Source organism: Salipiger sp. PrR002 (assembly GCF_010500775.1).
In the GTDB taxonomy this organism is placed as follows: Bacteria; Pseudomonadota; Alphaproteobacteria; order Rhodobacterales; family Rhodobacteraceae; genus Salipiger.
In genome coordinates, this window is the sequence record NZ_JAAGOU010000021.1 from 13776 (window position 1) to 36610 (window position 22835).

At 66.1% G+C, this 22835-nt stretch carries 20 protein-coding genes; 12 read left to right on the forward strand and 8 right to left on the reverse strand.

From position 1 onward, the window contains the following. Positions 1-5 precede the first annotated feature (5 nt). The gene (locus tag G0A00_RS18260; protein WP_164183306.1) at positions 6-617 is read right to left on the reverse strand and encodes a TetR/AcrR family transcriptional regulator; all 612 of its coding nucleotides are present in this window, start codon (positions 615-617) and stop codon (positions 6-8) included. A 149-nt stretch (positions 618-766) separates the two neighbouring features. On the opposite strand from G0A00_RS18260, the gene G0A00_RS18265 reads away from it, so the two are divergent. From G0A00_RS18265 to G0A00_RS18295, 7 genes are all read left to right on the forward strand, one after another. Then, a complete protein-coding gene (locus tag G0A00_RS18265) occupies positions 767-1837 on the forward strand; it encodes a putative urea ABC transporter substrate-binding protein (RefSeq protein ID WP_164183304.1) in 1071 nt (356 codons plus the stop codon). 21 nt (positions 1838-1858) lie between these two features. Then, the gene (locus G0A00_RS18270) at positions 1859-2677 is read left to right on the forward strand and encodes an ABC transporter permease (RefSeq protein ID WP_164183301.1); all 819 of its coding nucleotides are present in this window, start codon (positions 1859-1861) and stop codon (positions 2675-2677) included. Beyond that, positions 2677-3438, forward strand: a complete 762-nt coding sequence (locus tag G0A00_RS18275) for an ABC transporter ATP-binding protein (RefSeq protein ID WP_164183299.1) — start codon at positions 2677-2679, stop codon at positions 3436-3438. Before G0A00_RS18270 ends, G0A00_RS18275 begins: the two co-directional genes overlap by 1 nt. A 65-nt stretch (positions 3439-3503) precedes the next feature. Continuing rightward, entirely contained in the window at positions 3504-4817 is a 1314-nt protein-coding gene (locus tag G0A00_RS18280) for an NtaA/DmoA family FMN-dependent monooxygenase (protein WP_066111832.1), read from the forward strand. Positions 4818-4882: 65 nt separating this feature from the next. After that, positions 4883-5677 (forward strand): creatininase, encoded by a 795-nt coding sequence (locus tag G0A00_RS18285; protein WP_203595434.1) that lies wholly within the window; start codon positions 4883-4885, stop codon positions 5675-5677. Continuing rightward, entirely contained in the window at positions 5674-6441 is a 768-nt protein-coding gene (locus tag G0A00_RS18290) for an SDR family NAD(P)-dependent oxidoreductase (protein WP_164183298.1), read from the forward strand. The genes G0A00_RS18285 and G0A00_RS18290 overlap by 4 nt, the downstream gene beginning before the upstream one ends. Further along, positions 6438-7151 carry an SDR family NAD(P)-dependent oxidoreductase gene (locus G0A00_RS18295; RefSeq protein WP_164183295.1) on the forward strand — a complete coding sequence of 238 codons (714 nt, stop codon included), beginning with the start codon at positions 6438-6440 and terminating at the stop codon, positions 7149-7151. The genes G0A00_RS18290 and G0A00_RS18295 overlap by 4 nt, the downstream gene beginning before the upstream one ends. A gap of 9 nt (positions 7152-7160) precedes the next feature. On the opposite strand, the gene G0A00_RS18300 is transcribed toward G0A00_RS18295, so the two are convergent. Together G0A00_RS18300 and G0A00_RS18305 are read right to left on the reverse strand one after the other, a co-directional pair. Continuing rightward, a complete protein-coding gene (locus G0A00_RS18300; protein ID WP_164183293.1) occupies positions 7161-7943 on the reverse strand; it encodes a transglutaminase family protein in 783 nt (260 codons plus the stop codon). A 254-nt stretch (positions 7944-8197) separates the two neighbouring features. Next, positions 8198-9091, reverse strand: coding sequence for a LysR family transcriptional regulator (locus G0A00_RS18305; protein WP_164183291.1), 894 nt, complete (start codon positions 9089-9091; stop codon positions 8198-8200). 203 nt (positions 9092-9294) lie between these two features. On the opposite strand from G0A00_RS18305, the gene G0A00_RS18310 reads away from it, so the two are divergent. Genes G0A00_RS18310 through G0A00_RS18330 form a run of 5 tightly spaced genes read left to right on the forward strand, consistent with a single transcriptional unit; the run spans position 9295 to position 16356 of the window. Further along, positions 9295-10860, forward strand: coding sequence for an ABC transporter substrate-binding protein (locus tag G0A00_RS18310; protein WP_164183289.1), 1566 nt, complete (start codon positions 9295-9297; stop codon positions 10858-10860). Between the two features lie 12 nt (positions 10861-10872). After that, positions 10873-11796, forward strand: a complete 924-nt coding sequence (locus G0A00_RS18315; RefSeq protein ID WP_066111844.1) for an ABC transporter permease — start codon at positions 10873-10875, stop codon at positions 11794-11796. A 12-nt stretch (positions 11797-11808) separates the two neighbouring features. Continuing rightward, complete coding sequence (locus G0A00_RS18320) at positions 11809-13821, forward strand: dipeptide/oligopeptide/nickel ABC transporter permease/ATP-binding protein (RefSeq protein ID WP_164183287.1); 2013 nt, start codon at positions 11809-11811, stop codon at positions 13819-13821. A gap of 1 nt (position 13822) precedes the next feature. Next, positions 13823-14920 carry an ABC transporter ATP-binding protein gene (locus tag G0A00_RS18325; RefSeq protein ID WP_164183285.1) on the forward strand — a complete coding sequence of 366 codons (1098 nt, stop codon included), beginning with the start codon at positions 13823-13825 and terminating at the stop codon, positions 14918-14920. A gap of 50 nt (positions 14921-14970) precedes the next feature. Next, positions 14971-16356, forward strand: a complete 1386-nt coding sequence (locus G0A00_RS18330; protein ID WP_164183282.1) for an LLM class flavin-dependent oxidoreductase — start codon at positions 14971-14973, stop codon at positions 16354-16356. A 182-nt stretch (positions 16357-16538) separates the two neighbouring features. Here G0A00_RS18330 and G0A00_RS18335 read toward each other — a convergent pair whose 3' ends face one another. The 5 genes from G0A00_RS18335 to G0A00_RS18355 all read right to left on the reverse strand — a co-directional run bounded on the left by G0A00_RS18335 (position 16539) and on the right by G0A00_RS18355 (position 22833). Next, positions 16539-17906, reverse strand: a complete 1368-nt coding sequence (locus tag G0A00_RS18335; RefSeq protein ID WP_164183281.1) for an LLM class flavin-dependent oxidoreductase — start codon at positions 17904-17906, stop codon at positions 16539-16541. A gap of 99 nt (positions 17907-18005) precedes the next feature. Continuing rightward, complete coding sequence (locus G0A00_RS18340) at positions 18006-19745, reverse strand: ABC transporter substrate-binding protein (RefSeq protein WP_164183334.1); 1740 nt, start codon at positions 19743-19745, stop codon at positions 18006-18008. A 52-nt stretch (positions 19746-19797) separates the two neighbouring features. Continuing rightward, positions 19798-20841: an ABC transporter ATP-binding protein gene (locus tag G0A00_RS18345; protein ID WP_164183279.1), complete on the reverse strand. Its 1044-nt coding sequence runs from the start codon at positions 20839-20841 to the stop codon at positions 19798-19800. Further along, a complete protein-coding gene (locus tag G0A00_RS18350) occupies positions 20838-21914 on the reverse strand; it encodes an ABC transporter ATP-binding protein (protein WP_164183278.1) in 1077 nt (358 codons plus the stop codon). Before G0A00_RS18350 ends, G0A00_RS18345 begins: the two co-directional genes overlap by 4 nt. Beyond that, a complete protein-coding gene (locus G0A00_RS18355; RefSeq protein ID WP_164183277.1) occupies positions 21889-22833 on the reverse strand; it encodes an ABC transporter permease in 945 nt (314 codons plus the stop codon). The genes G0A00_RS18350 and G0A00_RS18355 overlap by 26 nt, the downstream gene beginning before the upstream one ends. Between the last annotated feature and the right edge of the window lie 2 nt (positions 22834-22835).

Genomic DNA, 22835 nt, shown 5'->3' on the forward strand with positions numbered 1-22835 from the left:
AGGCGTCAGGGCGCGGGCTGCAGATAGTCGAGCAGCTGGTCCCGCACGTCGCGCAGGTTGTTTTCAAAGGCGAAATCGTTGCGCGCGGGCCCGCCGAAGAACACGCCGTCGATGGCGATCGAGGTCAGCCGCGCGGTGCGCTCGGGATCGACCTCGCGGAACCTACCCTCGGCCATGCCGTCGAGGATGGCCTGTTTCAGCGTCTCCCGCTCGCGCGCATAGAACTCGTCGATGATCGCCAGCGCCTCGGCATCGCGGCTTTCCTGAGCGCCAAAATCGCTCATCAGCTTGACCATGCGCATCAGGCGCGGCGCGGCCTCGATGGTGGCGTCGATCCACACGTCAGCCGCGCCGAGCGGGGCACCGACATCCTTGGGCAGATCGTCGAACATCACTAGAAAGTCGTCCACCGCGTGCCGCAGCGTGGCGTGCACCAGCCCCTCTTTATTGTCGAAGTAGTGGTAGAGCAGCGCCATGTTCACGCCGCAGGCCGCCGCGATCTGCCGCATGGTGATCGAGGCAAAGTGCTGATTCGCACAGAGCTGCAGCATCTCGTCGAGGATCTGCGTGCGCCGCTCGGCCGGATCGAGCCGTTTTCTGGTTGCGGTCCTGGCCATGGGGACTCTCCGTTCACGCCGCGCCGTCGTAGCGAACTCATCAGCTGATTAATAGCGCATTTTTTATACATATTAAAAACTTGATTTTAACTATTCAACGCTCGTTTAGTTAGAGCATCGAACATCTCTTTCTCTCCCGGAGACACTCCATGCGTATTTCCCGACTGCTTCTTCTGCTTGCTTCCGCGGCCTCGGTCGCCTTCACTGCGCCCGCTCAGGCGCAGGAGAAGGAGACGTTCAAGGTAGGTTATGTCGTCTATGTGGGCTTCATGCCTCTGGCTTGGATGCGCACCGAAGGGCTGATGGAGGCGTGGGGCGAGAAATACGGCGTCGACGTCGAGCTTATCCAGATCAACGACTACGTGGGCTCGATCAACCAGTTCATCGCAGGCGATCTCGACGCGGTGGCGGTGGCGGGCATGGACGCGCTGACCATGCCGGCGGCGGGCGGGGTGGATACCTCGATCTTCCTGATCACCGATTATTCCGACGGCAACGACATGCTGATCTCGCGCAGCGCCGAAAAGGTCGAGGACCTGCTCGACGATGAGGTCTGGCTGCTGCAATACTCGGTCTCGCACTACCTGCTGAACCGCGCGCTGGCCGAGGCCGGGATCACCGAGCCGTGGCGGGTGAAGAGCGTGAACATCTCGGATGCCGAGATTGGCGCCGCCTATGTCACCCAGCCCGAGATGAAGCATGTGGCGACATGGAACCCGATTGCCGCCGAGATGCTGAACCAAGTGCCCGAGAGCAATGTGCTGTTCGACAGTTCGGACATCCCCGGCGAGATCATGGATGTGTTCATCGCCCGCACCGAAACGCTGGAAGAGCATCCCGAGTTCGCCAAGGCGCTGACCGGCGCATGGTATGAGGCGATGGAGACCATGGCCGCCGAGACCGGCGATGACCAGCCGATGGCCGAGGTCATGGCGTCGGCCATGGGCACGGATGTGGCGGGCCTGTCGGTGCAGGTGGACCAGACGCATTTCTTCACCACGCCCGGCGATGCGGCGGCCTTCCTCTCGGCGGACAGCAGCCGCGACATCATGGACAAGGTGCGCACCTTCAGCTTCGAGCAGGGCCTGTTTGGGCAGGGGGCTTCCAGCGTCGACGCCATCGGCATCGAGGTCGGCGGCACGGTGCTTGGGGACGAGGGCAACGTGAAGCTGCGCTTTGATCCGAGCTTCTCGGAGATGGCCGCCGCGGGCGAGCTGTAATCGGCGACCCGAGACGTTTCCATGCGCCGAGCCATCAACCGGCTTCCCTCCCGCAGGAGTAAAATCCTGCTGGGCGCGATGCCCTTCATTCTGGTGATCGCGGTCTACGCGGTCACCTCCGAAGCGCGGCACGCCGTCGATGCTTCCGACAAGCTGATGCCGGGCCTCGAAGCCTTTCGCACCGCCATGTCCCGCCTGATCTTTCAGGTCGACATGGCGACCGGCAAGAAACTCTTCTGGGCCGACACTTGGGCCTCGCTGTCGCGGCTGGGGATCGGCCTTGGCCTGTCGGCGCTGATCGGCCTCGTCATCGGCGTGCTGGTGGGGTTCATCCCCTATCTGCGCGCCATCTTCGAGCCCTTCTTCGCCGCGCTCTCGCTGGTTCCGCCGCTGGCGGTGCTGCCGATCCTCTTCATCCTCTTCGGCCTTGGCGAACTGTCGAAGACCGTGCTCATCGTCTTTGGCATCGCGCCCTTCATCATTCGCGACGTGATGCTGCGGGTGTCGGAAATCCCGCGCGAGCAGATCGTCAAGGCACAGACCCTTGGCGCCTCGACGTGGCAGATGATCCTCGGGCTGGTGCTGCCGCAGGTCGTGCCGCGGCTGATCAGTTCGGTGCGGCTGTCACTGGGGGCGGCGTGGCTTTTTGTCATCGCCGCCGAGGCGATCACCGCCGAGGCAGGCCTTGGCTACCGCATCTTCCTCGTCCGGCGCTATCTCGCGATGGATGTGATCCTGCCCTACGTCGTGTGGATCACCTTCCTTGCCTTTGCGATGGATTACGCGCTGCGCCTCGCGCATGACGCGATCCCCTGGACGCGCTTCCGGGAGGGCGGCTGATGGCCATCATCACTTTCGACAATGTCTCCAAGACCTATGGCGAGACCGTGGTGCTCGAGAACATCAACCTGTTCATCGACGACAACGAGTTCCTTGCGGTGGTCGGGCCTTCGGGGGCGGGCAAATCGACGCTGCTGCGCATGCTGCTGAGCCAAGAAGCCCCGAGCGGCGGGCAGATCCTCATCGACGGCGAGCCCATCGCGTTAGAGCCCATGCCCGACCGCGGCATCGTCTTTCAGCGCTACTCGGTGTTCCCGCACCGCACGGTGATCGGCAACGTCATGACCGGCCCCGAATGGCAGGCGGCCCCTTTGATGGGGCGGCTTTTCGGCAGCGCCCGCGCCGATCTGCGCGACCGGGCGCAGGCGATGCTCGATCGGGTCGGGCTGGGCGGACATGCGGCGCTTTACCCGGCGCAGCTTTCGGGCGGACAGCAGCAGCGGCTTGCCATCGCGCAGGCGCTGATGACCAAACCCAAGGTGCTGCTGCTCGACGAGCCCTTCGGCGCGCTCGACCCCGGCACCCGCAAGGCCATGCACCAATTGGTGCTGGAACTGTGGGAAGAGCATCAGATGACCGTGGTGATGGTGACCCATGATCTCTCCGAGGCGTTCCACCTCGGCACGCGGGTCATCGCCGTGGACAAGCGCCGCCACGATCCGCACGCGCCGCACCGCTACGGCTCGATCATCACCTCCGACTTCGAGGCCAAGCCGCGGCTGGCCCGCAGCCTGCGCCGCGCCGAGCGCGCGGCGGGCTGATCCCCCCCCCCTTCCTCCCGAACTCAGCCAGCTTTGGCTGGCGCATTTGCAAGGACGACCGACAGATGACCGACAAACGCTTTCACCTCGCATGGTTCATGAATTTCACCCCCGACGAATGGCGCGCGCCCTTTGGGCAGGGCGGCTACCCGTGGGACGGGCAGTTCTACATCGAGATGGCGCAGACGTTGGAACGGGCCTGCTTCGATTACATCATGATCGAAGACAAGCTGATGGTGCCCGAGACCTTCGGCGGCGACCGCAAGTTCTCGCTGGCCAACGGCATGATGGCCCCCAAGCACGATCCGGCGCCGCTGGCGGTGGCCATGGGCATGGCGACGCGCAACCTTGGCGTCGTCGCCACCATGTCGACCATGGCCTATCCGCCCTTCATGCTCGCCCGTCTCAGCTCGACCATCGACAGTCTGACCAAGGGCCGCTTTGGCTGGAACGTGGTCACCTCTGCCGAGGATCTGGCCGCGCAGAACTTCGGCATGGACGTGCTGCCCCCGCGTGAGCAGCGCTATGCCATGGCCGACGAATATATGGATGTGGTGGGGCAGCTCTTTGACAGCTGGGACGCCGATGCCGTGGTGCTCGACCGCGAGAACGGCGTCTACGCCGACAGCACCAAGGTGCGCAGCATCGATTTCGAAGGCGAGTTCTTCAAGGTGCGCGGGCCGCTCAACACCGTGCCCTCGCCGCAGAAGCGCCCGGTCTACGTGCAGGCCGGTGCTTCGCCGCGGGGCCGCGATTTCGCCGCGCAGCATGCCGATAGCATCGTCTCGGTGGCCAATGGCATCGAGGGTATGAAGGCCTTCCGCGATGACATCCGCGCCCGCGCCGAGAAGATCGGCCGCAACCCCGACGACATCAAAGTGCTGTTCTGCGTCACCCCCACGCTTGGCGAGACCGAAGAGGACGCCCGCGCCAAATACGAGCGCGGCACCACCGCCGATCATTTCGTCAACGACGTGCTGGCTTCGATCTCGGCGATCACCGAGATCGACTTCTCGCAATACGATCTCGACAAGCCTCTGCCCGAGAAACTGGTGACCAACGGCGAAAGCGGCACGCTCGACAAGTTCCAGCAATGGGGCAGCGGCAAGACCCTGCGCGAACTGGCCGCTGCCGAGGGCGGCGGGCTGGTCTCGTCGATGGAGCTGATCGGCACCCCGGCGCAGGTGGCCGACAAGATGGGCGAGGCGATGGCCGAAGTGGGCGGCGACGGGTTCCTGATCACCACCCCGGTGCTGCGCGTCAGCCGCCATTACCTTGTCGAGATCGCCGACGGGCTGGTGCCCGAACTGCAGCGCCGCGGCCTCGTGCGCACCGAGTACAAACACCAGCTGCTGCGCGACAACCTCAAGGAATTCTGAGGACAGTCGCGAGAATGCGCGGGCCTCATCGCGGGGCCCGCGCGGCAACAAGGAAAGCCTCGATCATGACCAGCCCCGCCCAACCGCCCGCACCCTCGCCGGTTCTGATGGCCGAGATGACATGGCCCGAATATGCCGCCGCGCTGGAGCGCAACCCGGTCGTTTTTCTGCCCACCGGCGCGCTTGAGCAGCACGGCCCGCATCTGCCGATGGGCGTGGATCACATGCTGCCGCTGGCCATCGCGGAAGAGATCGCCCGCGACATCGGCGGCGTGGTCGCCGCCCCCGTCTGCTATGGCTACAAGTCGATGACCCGCTCGGCGGGCGGCCCGTTCTTTCCCGGATCCACCGGGCTCGACGCGGCAACACTGACGGGCATCGTGCGTGACATCATCCGCGAGTTGGTGCGCCACGGCGTGCGGCGGATCTGCGTGCTCGATGGCAACTACGAGAACCTGTGGTTCCTCAACGAAGGCATCGATCTGGCGATGCGTGATGCGGCGGGCAAGGATTTGCGGGTCATGTGCCTGCAGCATTGGGATTTTCTCACCGAGGACACGCTGGCGCAGGTCTTCCCCGAGGGCTATCCGGGCATCGAGCTGGAACATGCGGCGGTGCTCGAGACCTCGCTGATGATGCATTTCTACCCGCATCTCGTCCGCACCGATCTGATCCCCGACAATAAGGCCGCCTACGCTCCGCCCTATGACGCATGGCCGCCGCATCGCGACTGGGTGGCGCCCGAGGGCAACCTTGTGTCCGCCGCCGGAGCGAGCCCCGCGAAGGGCGCGCTGATGGCCGAGCAATATCGGCGCGACATCGGCGCTGCGGTGCGCGGCGAGTTCGGGCTCGGCGCATGAGCGCTGCGGGACGGGTTCAGTTCGATTTCACCGGCCAGAATGTGGTGGTGACCGGGGCCAGCCGCGGCATCGGGCAGGGCATCGCCGCCGCCTTTGCCGCTGCCGGAGCGTCGCTGTGGATGCTGGCCGAGGATGACGGGATCTACTCCGCTGCCGACGCGCTCGGTGCCACGCCACTGCGCTGCGATATCCGCGCGCCCGAGGCTGTGGCCGAGGCGCTGGCCCCGCTCGGACGGATCGACGTGCTGGTGAACAACGCCGGGATCGAGCGGCCGACGTGGCTCGATGATCCGGCGGCGGGCAAGGTGGCCGCGGAGGTGCTGAGCATCAACGTCATGGGCACCGAGCATGTCACCCGCGCGGCGCTGCCGAAGATGGGGCAGGGCGGGCGCATCCTGCTGACCTCCTCGATCTGGGGCAAGACGGCGGTGGCTGGGTTTTCCGCCTATGCGGCGTCGAAACACGCGATGCTGGGGCTGATGCGCAGTTGGGCCAAAGAGCTTGGCCCGCGCGGCATCACGGTCAACGCGGTCTGCCCCGGCTGGATCGGCACCGAGTCCGCGCTTGCCTCGGCGCACGAGATGGCGCGGGTAGAGGGGCGTACGCAAGAGGCGGTGATGGCCGACATTCTGGCGGCGCAGGCGATGCCGGGCCTGATGCTGCCGCAGGATATCGCGGCGCTTTATCTTTTCCTCGCCAGCGATGGCGCGGCCTGCATCAGCGGGCAGGCGGTCTGCATCGACCGCGGCGAGACGCTGGCATGAGCGGCCCGCTGACCGGAGAGGTGGCGCTGGTCACGGGCGGCAGCCGGGGCATCGGGCGCGCCATGGCGCTGGCGCTGCGCGAGGCCGGGGCGGCGGTGGCGGTCTGCCATCCGCGCGATCCGCAGGCGGCGGATTTGCCGCAAGACATCCTGCAACTGCCCGCCGATGTGACCCTTGAGACCGAGGTCAGCGATATGTTCGCCAGCCTTCAGGCGCGGCTCGGCCCGGTGACGCGGGTGTTCGCCAATGCCGGTATTCTCGACGAGGCCCCCCTGCGCGAAACCTCTGCCGAGGCGTTCGACCGGGTGATCGCGGTCAACCTGCGCGGCGCCTTCCTGACCGCGCGCGCGGCGGCGCGGCAGATGCAAGGCGGGCGGATCATCTTCACCGCCTCGGATCTCGGTTATCTTGGCGCGGCGAATACCGTAGCCTATGCGGCATCGAAGGGCGGGATCATCGCCATGACCCGCAGCCTCGCGCGGGAACTGGGGCCGCAGATCCTCGTCAATGCCATCGCGCCCGGCCCGGTGGAGACCGATATGACCGCTGGCATGACCCCCGAGGCGGTGGCCCGCGATCTTGCCACGCCGCTTGGCCGCTTCGGCACGCCCGAGGAGATCGCCGCCATGGCGGTGTTTCTCGCCGGGCCGGGGGCAGGGTTCATCACCGGACAGGTCTATGGCGTCAACGGTGGCTCGGCGATGTACTGACGGCGCGCCTCAGCCGGGGATCTCGGTCACGCTCACCTCCTGCCGGACCAGCGTCGCCGGGGCCTGCGATTCCATGAAGGCGATGTCATAAGCGTCGCGCCCCACGGCGATCAGCGCCAGCGCGTCCGGGCGGCACATGCCGGTAGGGTCCACCGGGTGCCAGCGCCCCTCCAGCCAGACCTCGGCCAGCGCGTGGAAGTCAGGCGGTGTGACGCAAGGCCCATAGGCGGCGACCATACGCGCGGGGATCTGCGCCGCCCGCACCATGGCGCAGAAAAGATGAGCATAGTCGCGGCACACCCCCTGCCGCGCCGCGAAGGTCTCCAGCACGTGGGTGTCGGCATCGGAACTGCCAGGGACGTAGTCCAGCTCGGCCTCGATCCAGTCGCGGATCGCCAGAACCTTGGCGCCGCCCTGCAAATGCCCGAAGCGCCGCGCGACGAAGGCGACGAATTTATCCGACAGGCAATAGCGCGAGGGCCGGATGAACGGCGCGGCCTCGGTGGTCAATTCGTGCAAAGGCGCGGCGCGGAGCGTCTCAAGCGGCAGATCGGGGCGCGTCACCTCGACCTCGGCGCGGTAGCTCAGCCGCATCTCGTCGCCGGGCACCTGCACCCACAGGCGGCTTCCAAGGTCCATGTCGCCCGCGATCCGCGTCACCTGCGCATCCCCCAGATCAAGCTCGGCGCGGTTGACCGTTTGTCCTGCGGTCTCGGCGGCTTCGATCACAAGGGTGACCGTGTTGGGCATGGCGAACTGATAGTGCATCTCTACGTCGATCATCATGCGCATCCGGCACCCCCGGTCTGATTGGCCCACTCGGTCTCAAGATGGCGCGCGCGCCGCGCTTGTCACGCAATCTTGGACCTGCGCCGGAGAGGTATGGGCAAAGCGCGCGATTCCGACGGGAAATGGCGGAAAATCACGCGCGACGGGGCGCGCCAACGGATGAAGATGCATATTCGATTGGCATTTTCGCGGTACCCAAAATTTTGCTTTGGGGGTGCTCCATAACCTGAAGTTCAGGGCGGGCGGCCTCGCGGACTTCAATGCGCCCGCCTTGGGGCGGTGACCGCCAGCATGTGCTCGACGAATTTCCGCGCGATCAGGGTCTGCGGTTTCAGCGGGTTCTGCAGCAAATAGATCGGCACCGAGAGTTCCTCGGCCAAGGGACGGACGACCGCGCCAGCCGCCTCGAAGAGCTTTGCGGATTCCTCGTCGACGATGCCGATGCCATGGCCGTCCGCCGCCATTCGGCACAGCATCGCACCATGCGCCACATCCACCTGACTGCGGATGCTGTAGCCCGCCATCAGCATCGCCGCCTCGAACTTCTTGCGGATCTCATCCGCCGCGCTCAGCGAGAGCAGGCGTTCCTCGTGCAAATGGTCCAGCCGGATGTGCTTTTCGGCGCAAAGCCTGTGGCCGCGCGGCAGAATGCAGACCGACTGCAGATCGAAGAGCCGGGTCTTTTCGACCATCTTGTCTTCGCTGCGCGCCTGCGACACGCCGATATCAAGCTCGCCGCGCGCCACCAGTTGCACCGTCTCGGGCGAACTGCGCGAGCGGAAAGACAGCGAAAGATCGGGGTATTCGTGCAGGAAGTCGCACATGGTCTCGGGCAGCCACGCGGTCGAAAGCGCCGGGATACAGCTGATCTCGAGCCGCGCGTGCTCCAGCCGCACGAGGCTTTGGGCAAAGCTCTCCAGATGGCCGAAACTTTCCGTCAGCCGGGCCGCTTCGAGATAGAACGAGCGGCCCTCGTCGGTGGGTTGCAGCCCTTTGGCGCCGCGTAGGAACAGCCGCACCCCAAGCTCTGTCTCCAGCAGTTTCAAGGACTTGCTGACGGCGGGCTGCGAGAGATCCAGCCGTTCTGCCGCCGCCGTCACCGAGCCCGCCTCAAGCGCGGTGACGAAGATTTCGCACTGTCTGTAATTCATGCCAAAGCCATAACTCAAAGATATATACATGCCCCAAACATAATTTGACAGAAAAGATAACGCTTGGGCAAGCTGAGGTTACTCCATGGCCGGAGGGGGCCGCAGAATGCTCCCCGCCAGTTTCCGGAATTGCTGATTTTCCGACTTAACCCCGTGGCTTAGCCGCTTCGGGGAACAGAAACCTACAGCCAACAGGGACTGACATGACACGTATCCTCCCCTCTCTGCTCTCCCGCTCGGGTCTGCGCTCGGTGACCGCCTCGCTGCTGATGGCCACCGCGCTGCCGCTCGCTGCTCTGGCCGCGCCCGAAGGCGAGCTGCGCATCGCCGTGGGCGCTGACGCCACCACCTTCCATCCGCATGTGAACTCGCTGCCGGTGGGCAATGCGGTCGACGGGCTGGTCTTTCAGCAGCTGTTCCGCATCGACGGTGACAACAAGGTGGTTCCGGCGCTGGCCAAGGAGTGGGACTGGTCCGAAGACGGCATGACCTTCACCGTCACCTTCGAGACCGGCCACAAGTTCAGCAACGGCAAGCCGCTCGACGCCGAGGCCGTCGCCGCCTCGTTCAACCAGCTGCTCGACCCCGACAGCGGCTCGATCTACGCCGGTCTCTATGCCTCGCTGGGCGAAGCCGAAGCGCAGGGCGAAGACACGGTGGTCTTTCACATGGCCGAAAAGAATGGCCACGTGCTGATGCTTCTGGCCAACACCGCCGCCAGCATCATCGACACCGAGGCCAATGCCGAGATGGGCGCCGACTACGGGTTCTACCCGGTCGGCTCGGGCCCCTACATGGTGGATGAGTTCATCGGCGGAGAGCGGTTCAGCCTCGTGCCGAACCCCGATTACGAGGGCCCGCGCCCGGCGACGCTGGAAAAGATCACCTTCATGGCGGTCCCCGAGGACGGCTCGCGCATGGCGCTGCTGGAAACCGGCGAAGTGGACATCGTCGACCGCGTTCCGGCGGAATCCATCGACACGATCAACGCGCTCGACAATGCCGAGGTGATCCTGCCCGACAGCATGTTCTCGATCTCCATGGAAATGGTGCTGAACGGCCCGCTCGAAGACAAGCGGGTGCGCGAGGCGCTGAACATCTCGCTCGACCGCGATGGCATGGTGCAGGGCATTCTTGGCGGCCTCGCAACGCCTTCCGAAGGGCAGGTCGGTCCGGGCACCGAGGATGCGCTGCGCGTGAGCTTCGAGCCCAAGCCCTATGACGTCGAACGCGCCAAGGCGCTGCTCGAAGAGGCGGGCTATGGGCCGGGCAACAAGCTCGAGCTGACGGTGAACTGCCCCAACGGGCGTTACATCAAGGACGCGCAGGTCTGTCAGGCGCTGGTCGGCCAGTGGCAGGCGATCGGCATCGACGCGCAGGCCCGCGTTCTGGACCTGCCGAGCTGGTCCGCCGCGCACCGCGTGCCGCTGGAAGAGCGCACCTATGACATGTCGATGATCGGCCGCGCCACAGCGGGGATCGACTTCACCCTCTACCGCCTGTTCCACACCGGCGTCAGCGCCAACACCACCGGCTTCAGCGACGAGCGCGTCGACAGCCTGCTGGCCGAGGGCCGCGCGACCACGGACATCGACGAGCAGAAAGAGATCTACGCCGAAGTGCAAAAGATCATCTGGGACGAAATGCCCTTTGTCTTCCTGTGGTACCAGAAGCAGGCGATCGGCATCTCGGACAAGGTCGAGGGCTTCACCATCCGGCCTGACGAGACCATGCTGTTCGACGACGTTCACGTCTCGGTCGACGGCTGATCGGGGACGGCCATGTTTGTTCTCAAGAGACTTCTCGTCGCGGTCCCGACCCTCTTCGCTGTCAGCCTGCTGGCCTTCTGGTTCGTGGCCCTGATCCCCGGAGACCCGGCCGCGCAGCTTGCGGGCAACATGGCCACCGACGAGGAGATCGCCGATATCCGGCATCACCTCGGCCTCGACCGCCCGCCGTTCGAGCGCTACGCGCTGTTCCTGCGCGGCGTGGTCGATCCCGAGGTGGCGACCTCCTACCGCACCAGCCGCCCGGTGGTTCAGGAAATCACCGAGCGGCTGCCCAAGACATTGATCATCGCCGTCGGCGGGCTGGTTATCGGCCTTGCCTTCGGGGTGGTCACCGGGGTGATCTGCGCGCTGCGGCAGGGCGGGTGGTTCGACGCCACCGTCACCGTGCTGACGCTCGCGGGCATCTCGATGCCGATCTACTGGCTGGGGCTGTTGTGCATCTGGCTGTTCGCCGTGACGCTGGGCTGGCTGCCAGCAGCCGGAGCGGCGACACCTGCGCATTATGTGCTGCCGGTGCTGGTGGTGGCGACACGGCCCGCCGCGCTCTTCAGCCGGCTTGTCACTGCCAACCTGCTGGAGGTGATGGGCAAGGATTACCTCGACACCGCCCGCTCCAAGGGGCTGGCCGAACGCACGGTGATCCTGCGCCACGCGCTGCGCAACTCGCTGGTGGCCGCGGTCAGCGTCGCCGGGGTGCAATTCGGCGGCATGCTGGGCGGCTCGGTGGTGACCGAGACGGTGTTCGGCGTGCCCGGACTGGGGCGGCTTCTGGTCAGCGCGGTCGGCAGTTCCGACTATCCGGTGATCCAATACTGCGTGCTGCTCTTTGCGGTGTTCTTCGTCCTCATCAACCTTGCGACCGACCTGCTCGGCCAGTGGCTCGATCCGCGGACCCGCGACTACGCGGCCGCCTGACAGGCAGACCTCATGACAATGACATCCACCACAGACGATATCCCCGGCGGCGCCGAGACCGGCGCCCGGCAAGGGCTGCTGCGGCAGACGCTGCTGCATCCAAGGCTCAAGACCCTGCGCCGCATCGCCAGTTCGCCCAAGGGCGCCATCGGCCTCGCGCTGGTGACGGTGCTGACCTTCCTCGCCTTCTTCGGTCCTTGGCTGGCGCCGCTCGATCCTTACAAACAGGATTTCATGGCGACGCTGCAGCCGCCCTCGGCGGCGCATTGGTTCGGTACCGATCAGCTGGGCCGCGACGTGTTCAGCCGCATCCTTGTCGGCGCGCGCTCGTCGCTGGGCATCGGCGTCGGCGGCGTGGCGGTGGCCTTCGTCATCGGCGTGCCGCTGGGACTGGCCGCAGCCTATGTGCGCGGCACCTTCGACCAGCTGCTGATGCGCGGCGTCGACATCATGCTGTCCTTCCCCGACATCGTCTTTGCGCTTGCCGTCGTGGCGATCCTCGGGCCGAGCACGTGGAACGTGATCCTCGCGGTGGGCATCGTGTCGATCCCGGTGTTCATCCGCACCACCCGCGCGGTGGCGATGAGCACCCTGTCGGAACCCTTCGTTGAAGGCAGTGTCTCGCTCGGCTGCTCGCCGCTGCGGGTGATGGCGCGGCACGTGCTGCCCAATATGGGCGGCATCCTCGTGACCCTGTGCAGCCTGCTGTTTGCCTCGACGCTGCTCAACGCCTCTGGCCTCAGCTTTCTCGGCCTCGGCACCCAGCCGCCGGAACCCGAATGGGGCACCATGCTGGGCGAGAGCCGCTCTTACATTCGCAGCCACCCCTATATGGCGACCTTCCCGGGCCTCTTCCTTGCGCTCTCGGCGCTGGGGTTCAACCTGCTGGGCGAGGAGCTGCGCAACATCTACGACCCCACCGCCGCCAAGCGCCGCAAGGGGCAGGGGATGCTGGCGCGGCTGATCTCCGGCGGCAAGGCGCTGCCCGCCACCCCGCGTGAGAGCGCCGCCGAGGCCAAGGCGCGGCTCGGGGTGGCCAGCGATGCCGCCGCGCTGGGACGCGATCTGGAGATCTCCTATCTCACCGAGCGCGGCCAGCTTCCGGCGGTGCGCGGGGTTGATTTCGCGCTGCGCCGCGGGCGCACTCTGGCGGTGGTCGGCGAGTCCGGTTCGGGCAAGAGCACGCTGCTGCGCGCCGTCGGCACCCTGCTGCCGCGCGGGCAGGCGGTGGTCTCGGGCGGTGAGCTGGAGATCGCGGGCAAATCCGCCGCGCATCTGTCGGGCAAAGAGGTGCAGGACCTGCGTCGCCGCCATATCGGCATGGTGTTTCAGGATGCCGCAAGCGCGCTCAACCCGGTGATGACCATCGGCGCGCAATTGGCCGAGGCGCTGACCTCGGGCACCAGCCTCAGCGCCGCAGAGGTGCGCGCCCGCTCCATCGACCTGCTCAAGGCGGTGCAGATCGCCGATCCAGAAAGCCGCCTCTCGGCCTATCCGCACCAGTTCTCGGGCGGGATGAAACAGCGCATCGTGATCGCCATCGCGCTGGCGCAGGAGCCCGAGATCCTGCTGGCCGACGAGCCCACCTCGGCGCTCGACGTGACCATCCAGCAGCAGATCCTCACGCTGCTGCGCAAGATGCAGAAAGAGCGCGACATGGCGATGATGCTGGTCACCCACGATCTGGGGCTGGTGGCGCGCTATGCCGACGATGTGGCGGTGATCTACGCCGGGCGCATCGTCGAGGTCGGGCCGGTGGACGAGGTGTTCCGCAACGCCCGCCACCCCTACACCCGCGCCCTGCGCAACTCGACGCCGAAGCTGCGCCACGATGGCTCGACCCGGCTGCTTCCGGCGATCTCGGGCGAGCCGCCGATGCTGGGCCGTCTGCCCGAGGGCTGCAGCTTTGCGCCGCGCTGCGCGCGGGCCAAGGGCCGGGCGCCCTGCATGACCATTGCGCCGGACCTGCAGAGCTGCGGCGCGGCCTCGGTGGCCTGTCACTTCGCGCAAGAAGAGGAAGCCTGAGATGCCCAAGGACATGCAGCAAGAGGTCCAAACCGGCGCGGATGTGGTGCTGGACGTGCGCAACCTCAGCGTCGATTTCCCGGTGAACAAATCCTTCTTCCGCACCGGCGCCACCAAGGTGGTGCGCGCGGTGCAGAACGTCAGCTTCTCGGTGCCGCGCGGCGGCTGCTACGCCATCGTCGGGGAGTCCGGCTCGGGCAAGAGCACGCTGGCGCGGGCAATCGTCGGGCTGGTGAAGATGACCGCGGGCGAGGTGACCCTTTGCGGGCAGCAGCTGTCCGGCCTCACCCCGCGCGAGCGGCGGCAACTGCGGCGGCGGGTGCAACTGGTGCTGCAGGATCCGCGCGCCTCGATCGACCCGCGGATGCGCGTCTATGACGTGCTGCGCGAGGCGCTGGTGGTGCATGGCATCAAGGGCGGCAAGGACGATCAGCGCGCCCGTATCGAGCGGGTGATCCGGCAGGTGGGGCTGAGCGTGGCGCACCTCGGGCGCTTTGCCAATGAGCTGTCGGGGGGCCAGCGCCAACGCGTCGCCATTGCCCGGGCGATCATCCTCGAGCCCGAGATCCTCGTGCTCGACGAGCCGGTGAGCGCGCTCGACGTGTCGATCCAGGCGCAGATCATCAACCTGCTGGTGGAACTGCAAGAGCGGCTCGGGCTGACCTATGTGATCATCACTCATGATCTCGCGCTGGTCAGCCATTTCGCCGACAGCACCGGGGTGATGTACCTCGGGCGCTTCGTCGAGCAGGGACCGGCCCGGCAGATCTGCGACAGCCCGCGCCACCCCTATTCCGAGAGCCTGCTGTCGGTGGTGGCGGGCGAGGACCCGGAGGTGGAGCGCAATCGCGAGGTGGTGCTGCTCGAGGGCAATATCCCCAGCCCGCTCGATCTGCCGACCGGCTGTGCGTTTCACACCCGCTGCCCGCATGCGCGCGTGATCGCCGCGCGGATCGATCCCGCATCGCGCCAAGAGGTGGCAGGCCGCAGTGTGCCGCGCCTCTGCGTCGAAGCCACTCCGCGCGCCGAAACCGGCCCCGCGGGGTGCCTGTGCCATTACCCGCTTGCCGGCGCGCAGCCGGTCCCGACTGACAACTGACCAAAACATCCCAAAAGATATCCCGGTGCAGGCCGGGAAAGGAGACGAAGATGTCCACGACCCAACGCCGCATGAAGATCGGCATTAACATGGTGCAGAACGGCGGCCATAACTCGGGCTGGCGCCACCCCGATGCCAACGCCGGTATCGCCAATGATTTCAAAGGCTACGCCAAGATCATCAAGCAGGCCGAGGCGCAGAAGATCGACTTCATGTTCCTTGCCGACGGTGCCGCCGTGCGCATCCCGCACAAGGATGCCGAGGAACTGAGCCGCCACGGCCATATCGACCGCTTCGAGCCGATCACCCTGCTGGCCGCCATGTCGGCGGTGACCGAGAGCATCGGCCTGATCTGCACCGCCTCGACCACCTACAACGAGCCCTATGCGCTGGCCCGCAAGTTTGCCTCGCTGGATCATATCTCGGACGGGCGCGCGGGCTGGAACGTGGTCACCGGCTGGAGCGAAGAAGAGGCGATGAATTTTGGCCGCGACACGCTCATGGAGCATTCCGAGCGCTATGAGCGCGCCAATGAGTTCTTCGATGTGGTCACCGGCCTGTGGAACAGCTGGGACGATGATGCCTTCGTGCGCGACAAGGACGAGGGCCGCTATTTCCGCCCCGAGGGGATGCATCTGCTCAACCACAAGGGCAAACACTATCAGGTGCGCGGCCCGCTGAATCTCGAGCGTTCGCCGCAGGGCTATCCGGTGATCGCGCAGGCGGGCGGCTCGGGTCCGGGGCGCGAGCTGGGCGCGCGTATCGCCGACATCATCTACACCGGCCAGAAGGACAAGGAGATCGCCAAGGAGTTCTACGCCGACATGAAGGCGCGGGTTGCCGCGGCGGGTCGTGATCCGGCGCAGGTTATGATCATGCCGGGCATCATGCCGATCATCGGCGCCACCGAGGAAGAGGCGCAGGCCAAGCTCGACGCGCTGAAGGCGCTGGTCCACCCGGAGGTCGGGCTGCAGCTGATCTCGAAGATGTTCGGCGATCTCAGCGCTTATGATCCCGACGAGCTGGTGCCGCTGCCGCTGCCGGAGTCGAACGGCGTCAAAAGCGCCATCGAGCAATGGGAGCGCCGCCTGCGCGAGACCCCGATGACCATCCGTCAGGTCTATGAGGAGATCTCGATCTCTTCGGGCCACAACGTTTGCTGCGGCACCGTCGAGCAGATCGCCGACGTGATGCAGGACTGGTTCGAAGATGGCGCCTGCGACGGCTGGAACCTTATGGCGCCCTATATGCCCGGCGGCGCAGAGGATTTCATCAACCTGCTGGTGCCGGAACTGCGTCGGCGCGGACTGGCGCAGAGCGAATATGAGGGTGGCACGCTGCGTGCACGGCTGGGGCTGGAGGCCAAGCCCAACCCGCTGGCGGGCCGCGTTTCGGAGAGTTCGGAATCCGAAGAAGCGATCGCCGTCTCGCACTGAGCGCGGCAGATGCATTGATGGTCGCCTTGGGGGCTGCTCCCGTCCCCGGCGCCGAGAGGGCGGGCCTTCGGGCCCGCTCTTTTCGTCTTGCCCGGCCGCCGGCGCGCGTGAAATTGTCAGCTGACAAAAAAGCCCCCCGGCGTAGCGCCGGAAGGCAGTTGGGAAGAAATTTTCGTGGGTCGTCAGGCCATTGTGGTCTCGCGCTCACGAGCGGCGGTGTAGCGGTTCACATGCGCTGGCAGCCCGAGGTTCTCGCGCAGGGTGCGGCCTTCGTATTCGGTGCGGAAAAGCCCGCGCCGCTGCAGTTCGGGCACCAGCAGGTCGGCCACATCCGCAGCGCCGCCGGGCAGATGCGGCACCGTCAGGTTGAAGCCGTCGCAGGCACCCTTGTGGAACCAGTCTTCCATGACGTCGGCGATGTCGGCGGCGGTGCCGATGTAATTGCTCGATGCCTGTCCGGCCTGCTCGAGATAGAGATCGCGGATCGTCTTGCCCTCTTGCCGGGCGCTGGCGATCAGCCGGTCGGCCCAGCCGCTGAGGCTTTCATTGTCCCCCGAGGGTTTGAAATCGGCGGGGATCGGCTCGTCCAGCGGCAGCCCCGAGAGATCGCCAAAGGTGTCGGCAAGGAACGACAGGCCGACCACCGGCTCGATCAGTTCCTGCATCATTTCGAATTTCTCCTGCGCCTCCTCGCGGCTCTCGCCGATGTAGGTGCGGAAGCCGGGCATCACCCGCAGCGCATCGGCGGGGCGTCCGAATTTGGCCAGCCGCTCGCGCATGTCGGCGTAATACTCCAGCGCCTCTTCGACGCTGCGCGCGGCGGTATAGATCACCTCGGCGTGCTTGGCGCCGATGTCGCGCCCGGCGGGGGAATTGCCCGCCTGCACCAAGATCGGACGGCCCTGCTCCGAGGGGCGCGCGTTCAGCGGCCCGCGCACGCGGAAATGTTTTCCCTCGTGGTTGAGCCGGTGCATCTTCGTCTCGTCAAAGAACAGCCCCGAGGCCTTGTCGAGCGGGAAGGCGTCTTCTTCCCAACTGTCCCAGAGGCCGGTGACCACCTCGACGAACTCGGCGGCGCGCTCATAGCGTTCGGTGTAGTCGCGCACCTGTTCGAGACCGAAGTTCTTGGCCTCTTCGTTCGACCACGAGGCGACCACGTTCCAGCCCGCGCGGCCATGGCTCATCAGGTCGAGCCCGGCAAAGCGGCGGGCGAGGTTGTAGGGCTCGTTATAGGCGGTGGAGGCCGTGGTCACGAGGCCCAGATGCGTGGTCACCGCCGAGATCGAGGCCAGCAGTACCGTGGGTTCGATGTCGGTGATGTAATGGCCGAGGCGGGCCAGTGAGCCCTTGGGGGTGTCCTTGGCGCGCACGCCCGCGCCGTCGGCAAAGAAGATCATGTCGATCTTGCCGCGCTCGGCATGTTTGGCGACGGTGTGGAAATGCTCAATCTCGCTGGCGCCATTGGCCGGCACATCGGGGTGACGCCACGCAGAGGGGTGATAGCCGACGCCACGCATCGACAGGCCGAGCCGCATCTTTTTGTCAGTCATCTCTTGGATCCGTTCCTTACGGGGATGTGTCCAGGGCTGTGCCTTGGTCGAGGTCCCGGGCGCGGCAAGGCGCCCGGGGCAGGTCGCTGCGGGCCGGGGTCAGTAGACGTAGCCAGCCTTGGTCATGAAATCGCGCGCGATCTCGAGGTCGTACTCGATGGGTTTGAGCAGTTCCTTGGCGTATTCCGGCGCGGTGAAGGGCATGGGAACCGTACCCGGCGCGCCAAAGCCGCTGGCGATCTCCTGCACGATCTGCTCGCGCGGCATGGCGTGGCTGAAGGCCTGACGCACATAGGCCGCAGCCTCGGCGGCGCGCGACGGGTCCTCGCGGCCAAGCGGCGTATCGACGCCGGTGCCAAAGACCGGGTGCTGCAAGTTGTAGCAGACGTGCTGCCACTTATAGCTGTCGTAGGTCTGCACCTTGCCCCACGAGGGGTCGATCGTGTCGACCAGCGAGCCGATGTCATACATCGGGTCATGCGCGTCGATCTCGCCCGATTTCAGCGCCGACAGCACCGCGTCCGAGCCTTGGATGTTGACCACGTAGAAGGTCTCGACGTTGCCGGGTGTCTCTTGCCAGTAGTCGGCGTTCTTGGCGTAGACGAAGGCCTTGCGCATCTGGTCCTGCCCCTGACAGACCCACGGCCCGGTGCCGACGCCGCCTTCGGCGGTATAGGTCGAGCCGTCGGACAGGGTGACCTCATAGCTGCCGTTCCACGTGTTGAACGGATGGGCGCGCAGATCGCCCGGCGCAATGCCTTCCAGAACGTGCTTGGGCATCACCTGCATGGCGTTCATCACCCAATGTTCAAACTGGATGGTGAAGGCGGGCAGATCGACGGTGACCTCGTATTTTCCGGTGGCCTTGAAGGCATCGGGCGAGCCGAAGATCTCGACGAAGGGCGCGTTGAAGGCCGAGGCATAGGCCGGGTCCATGATCATCTTCCAAGTGAAGATCACATCCTCGGCGGTGAACTCCTCGCCGCTGTGCCACTTCACGCCTTCGCGCAGCGAGATGACCCATTGCTTGCCGTCCTCCGACATGGTGTGGCCGGTGGCCAGCGCCGGGGCGATCTCTTTGGTTTCCCAGTCTTTATACTCGTAAAGGCGGTTGAACACCGGCCCGAAGACGTTCGAGTCCGAATAGCCGCCGGTGTACATCGGGGTGAGGTTCTGCGGCGGCTGCCACGAGGCGAAGGCGGCGGTGGCACCGCCCTCGGCCCCTTCGATCGTCCAGTTGTGCGGATCGGGGAAGAACACCGGGTTGAAGGTGGTGCCGGTAAAGCCCGAGAGCTTGGGGTTCGTGGCGATCACATCCTCGGGGTAGAACAGGATGGTCATCGGCTGGATGTCGTACCAGCGCTTTTCGAAGCGGTGGATCGCCTCCATCCGCGGGCCCTCTTCGCGGGCGGCGGCGTAATCCTTGAGCGAGGCGTCAATCTCTTCGTCGTTGACGTAATAGTAGTTCTGCCCGTTCGGCGGGAAGGCCGTGGACGAGAAGAGGTTGTTCGGCATCGGGGTGATCGAGTTGTAGTAATAGCGCTCGAGATAGGCGTCCCAGCCGCCCTCGGCGTGGCTTTTGCCCTCGCCATTGGTGCGGCGCGGGGTGATCACCGACCACGGCACATAGCTCGACTGCACGTCGATCCCCAGCTTCGAGATCTGCTGCGCCGCCAGCGTGCCCCAGATCATCCGGGCGGGCTGGTTGTTGGGGATCATCATATACATCTTGAAGAAGGGGGCCGCGGCGCGGCCCATGCCCGGTGCGGACCCGGCCAGTGCCGCTGCGGCGGCGCCGGTGGTCTTCAGGAAGTTTCTGCGTGTCTGGTTCACTTGCATGTCGGTTCTGGTCCCTGTTGGTGCGTTATGGTCGTGGCTTAACTGTGGTGGCTTAACTTTCGGGGCCGAGCGGTTCGGCCGGGGCCGGCTCGTTCAGCGGGTGGTGGCAGGCGAGCGCGTGGCCGCGCTGGGTCTTCATCGGCGGCTCATGCGCGGCGCAGACCGCGCTGGCGCGCGGGCAGCGGGTGTGAAACCGGCAGGCGGCGGGCATGTTCATGGCGCTGGGGATCTCGCCGCGCAGCGTGTTGCGCGCGGCGGGCCGGTCGGGATCTGGCACCGGGATCGCGCTCAGCAGGGCGCGGGTGTAGGGATGGCGCGGCGCCTCGAAGAGCGTGTCCACATCGGCGATCTCGACGATCTTTCCCAGATACATCACCGCGACGCGGGTGCTGAGAAACCGCACCGAGCTGAGGTCATGCGAGATGAAGAGATAGGTCAGCCCCAGTTCCGCCTGCAGCCGCGCCAGCAGGTTGAGGATCTGCGCCCGCACCGAGACGTCGAGCGAGGACACCGGCTCGTCGAGGATCAGCAGCTCGGGGTCAACGGCGAGCGCGCGGGCGATGCCGACGCGCTGGCGCTGGCCGCCCGAGAACTCATGCGGGTAGCGGTCGGCGTGATGCGGCTCCAGCCCCACCAGTTCCAGCAGTTCCAGCACCCGCGCGCGCCATGCGGCGGGCGGCAGCAGCGCGTGCACCCGCAGCGGCTCGGACAGCGTTTGCGCGATGGTCCAGCGCGGGTTGAGCGACATATAGGGGTCCTGAAAGACGTATTGCACGCGGCGGCGCATGGCCAGTTCGGCCTTGCGGTCGTCGCCGCCCAGCGTCGCCAGCAGGTCCTGCCCGCCGAGCAGCACCTCTCCGCCGCTGGCACCGATCAGATGCAGGATCGAGCGCGCGGTGGTCGACTTGCCGCAGCCGGACTCGCCCACGAGGCCAAGGGTCTGGCCGCGCGCCACGGAAAAGGAGATCTCGTCGACGGCGCGGATCACCCCGGTTTGGCGGCTGCGAAAGAGGCCGCGTTTGGTCACCGGGTAGAGCTTCTGCAACCCGCGCACGGTGAGCAGGTCGGGATCGGGGATGGCGAAGGGGGCGGTCATGCGGCGTCCTCCTCGATCAGCGAGCCGCGGCGCAGGCAACTGACGGCATGGCCGGGCCCGCTGGCGGTCATTTTCGGCAGGTGGCGGCGGCAGTCCTCCTGCGCTTCGCCGCAGCGCGGGTTGAACTGGCAGCCGCTGGGCCGCTCCGCCGGGTTCGGGGGCTTGCCGCCGATCGCAGGCAGGCTCTGCGCGCCCTGCTCATAGCGCTGGTCGATGCGCGGCGTGCTGTCGAGCAGCGCGCGGGTGTAGGGGTGCTGAGGGTCGCGAAAGACCGTGCGCGCCGCGCCGCTCTCGCAGATGCGGCCCGAGTACATCACCGAGATCCGGTCGGCCATGCGCGCCACCACCCCCATGTCGTGGGTGACCAGCAGGATCGAGGTGTGAAAGCGCTCTTTGATCTCATCCAGAAGGTCGAGGATCTGTGCCTGAATGGTCACGTCGAGGTTGGTGGTGGGCTCGTCGGCGAGGATCAGCGCCGGATCGCAGAGCAATGCGCGGGCGATGCAGACGCGCTGTTTCATGCCGCCGGACAGCTCGTGCGGGAACTGGTTCAGGCGGCTGGTGGCATCGGTGATGCCGACCTGCCGCAGCAGGTAGCCGACGCGCTCGCGCGTCTCGAGCCGGCCCGCCCCGGAGTGCCATGCGTAGATCTCGCCCAGTTGCTTGCCGATGGTCAGGATCGGGTTGAGCGAATGCGCCGGGTTCTGGAACACCATGGCCATGCGCTTGCCGCGCACGCGGCCCATGGCTTTTGCGGATTTGCGGGTCAGATCCTCGCCCTCGAAGACCACCTGTCCGCCGGTCACCTGCGCGCCCGCTGGCGGCAGCCCCATCAGCGAAAGCGAGGTCACGGATTTGCCCGAGCCGCTTTCGCCGACAAGGCAGAGTGTTTCCTGCCGCCCGACGGCGAGATCGACACCCATCACCGCGGGTACCGCGCTTGCGCCCTTGCCGAAGCTGACGCTTAGTCCGCGCACCTCGAGCAGCGGCGCGGCACCGGGTGCGGGATCACCGGAGGGATCGCGGGAGGGGTCACGGGACAGGGGATCATTTGACGCGGGGGTTGAAAGCATCGGACAGCCCATCTGCAAGAAGGTTGAAACCAAGAACCGTGATGAAGATCGCCGCGCTCGGGGCGATGGAGGCCCAGGGCGAGACCTTGAGGTTCTCGTAGTTGAAATAGAGAAGCTGGCCCCAGCTGATCGCCTCGGGGTCGCCGAAGCCGAGGAAGCTGACCATCGCTTCCGACAGGATGGCCGAGCCGATTCCCAGCGCGATAATCACCACCAGCGACGGCATGGCGTTGGGCAGGATGTGGCGCATCAGAATGTCGCTGCGGGTGGCGCCGATGCAGCGGGCGGCCTCGACGAACTCCATGCTTTTCAGGCGCATGAACTCGGCGCGGGCGATGCGTGCGATGGGCGGCCAGCCGAAGAGACCAAGCAGCACGACGATGGTGCTGAGGTTGAGATAGGGGATCTCTTCAAGCGGCGTGCCGACCACGATCACCCCGAAGAGCCGGACCACCGCGAGGATGACCACGAAGACCGGCAGCACGAGGAAGAACTCGGTGATGCGCATCATCACCTCGTCGGCCCAACCGCCGACATAGCCGCTGATGCCGCCGATCAGCAGCCCCAGCACCGAGGCGACCAGCATGGTGCCGAGCCCCACCGCCAGCGCCGTCGGCGCGCCATAGACCACGCGGGTGAAAACGTCATAGCCCATACGGTCGGTGCCGAAGGGATGCGCGAGGCTGGGGGCGGCGCGCGAGCCGAAGTTGAGCATCGCCGACTGGTCGTCGGCGGAATAGGGCGCGATCAGCGGCGAGAGGATCGCCACCAGCACCACGAAGCTCACCAGCACAAGACCCAGCATGCCGGTGCGGTTGCGGCGGAAGCGCGACCAGCCCTGTGCCCACATGCCGCGCGGCATCTCGGGCCGTGCCGCCTTGGGGCTCGCGGCTGGGGTGAGAGGATCAATCGAGGCCATGG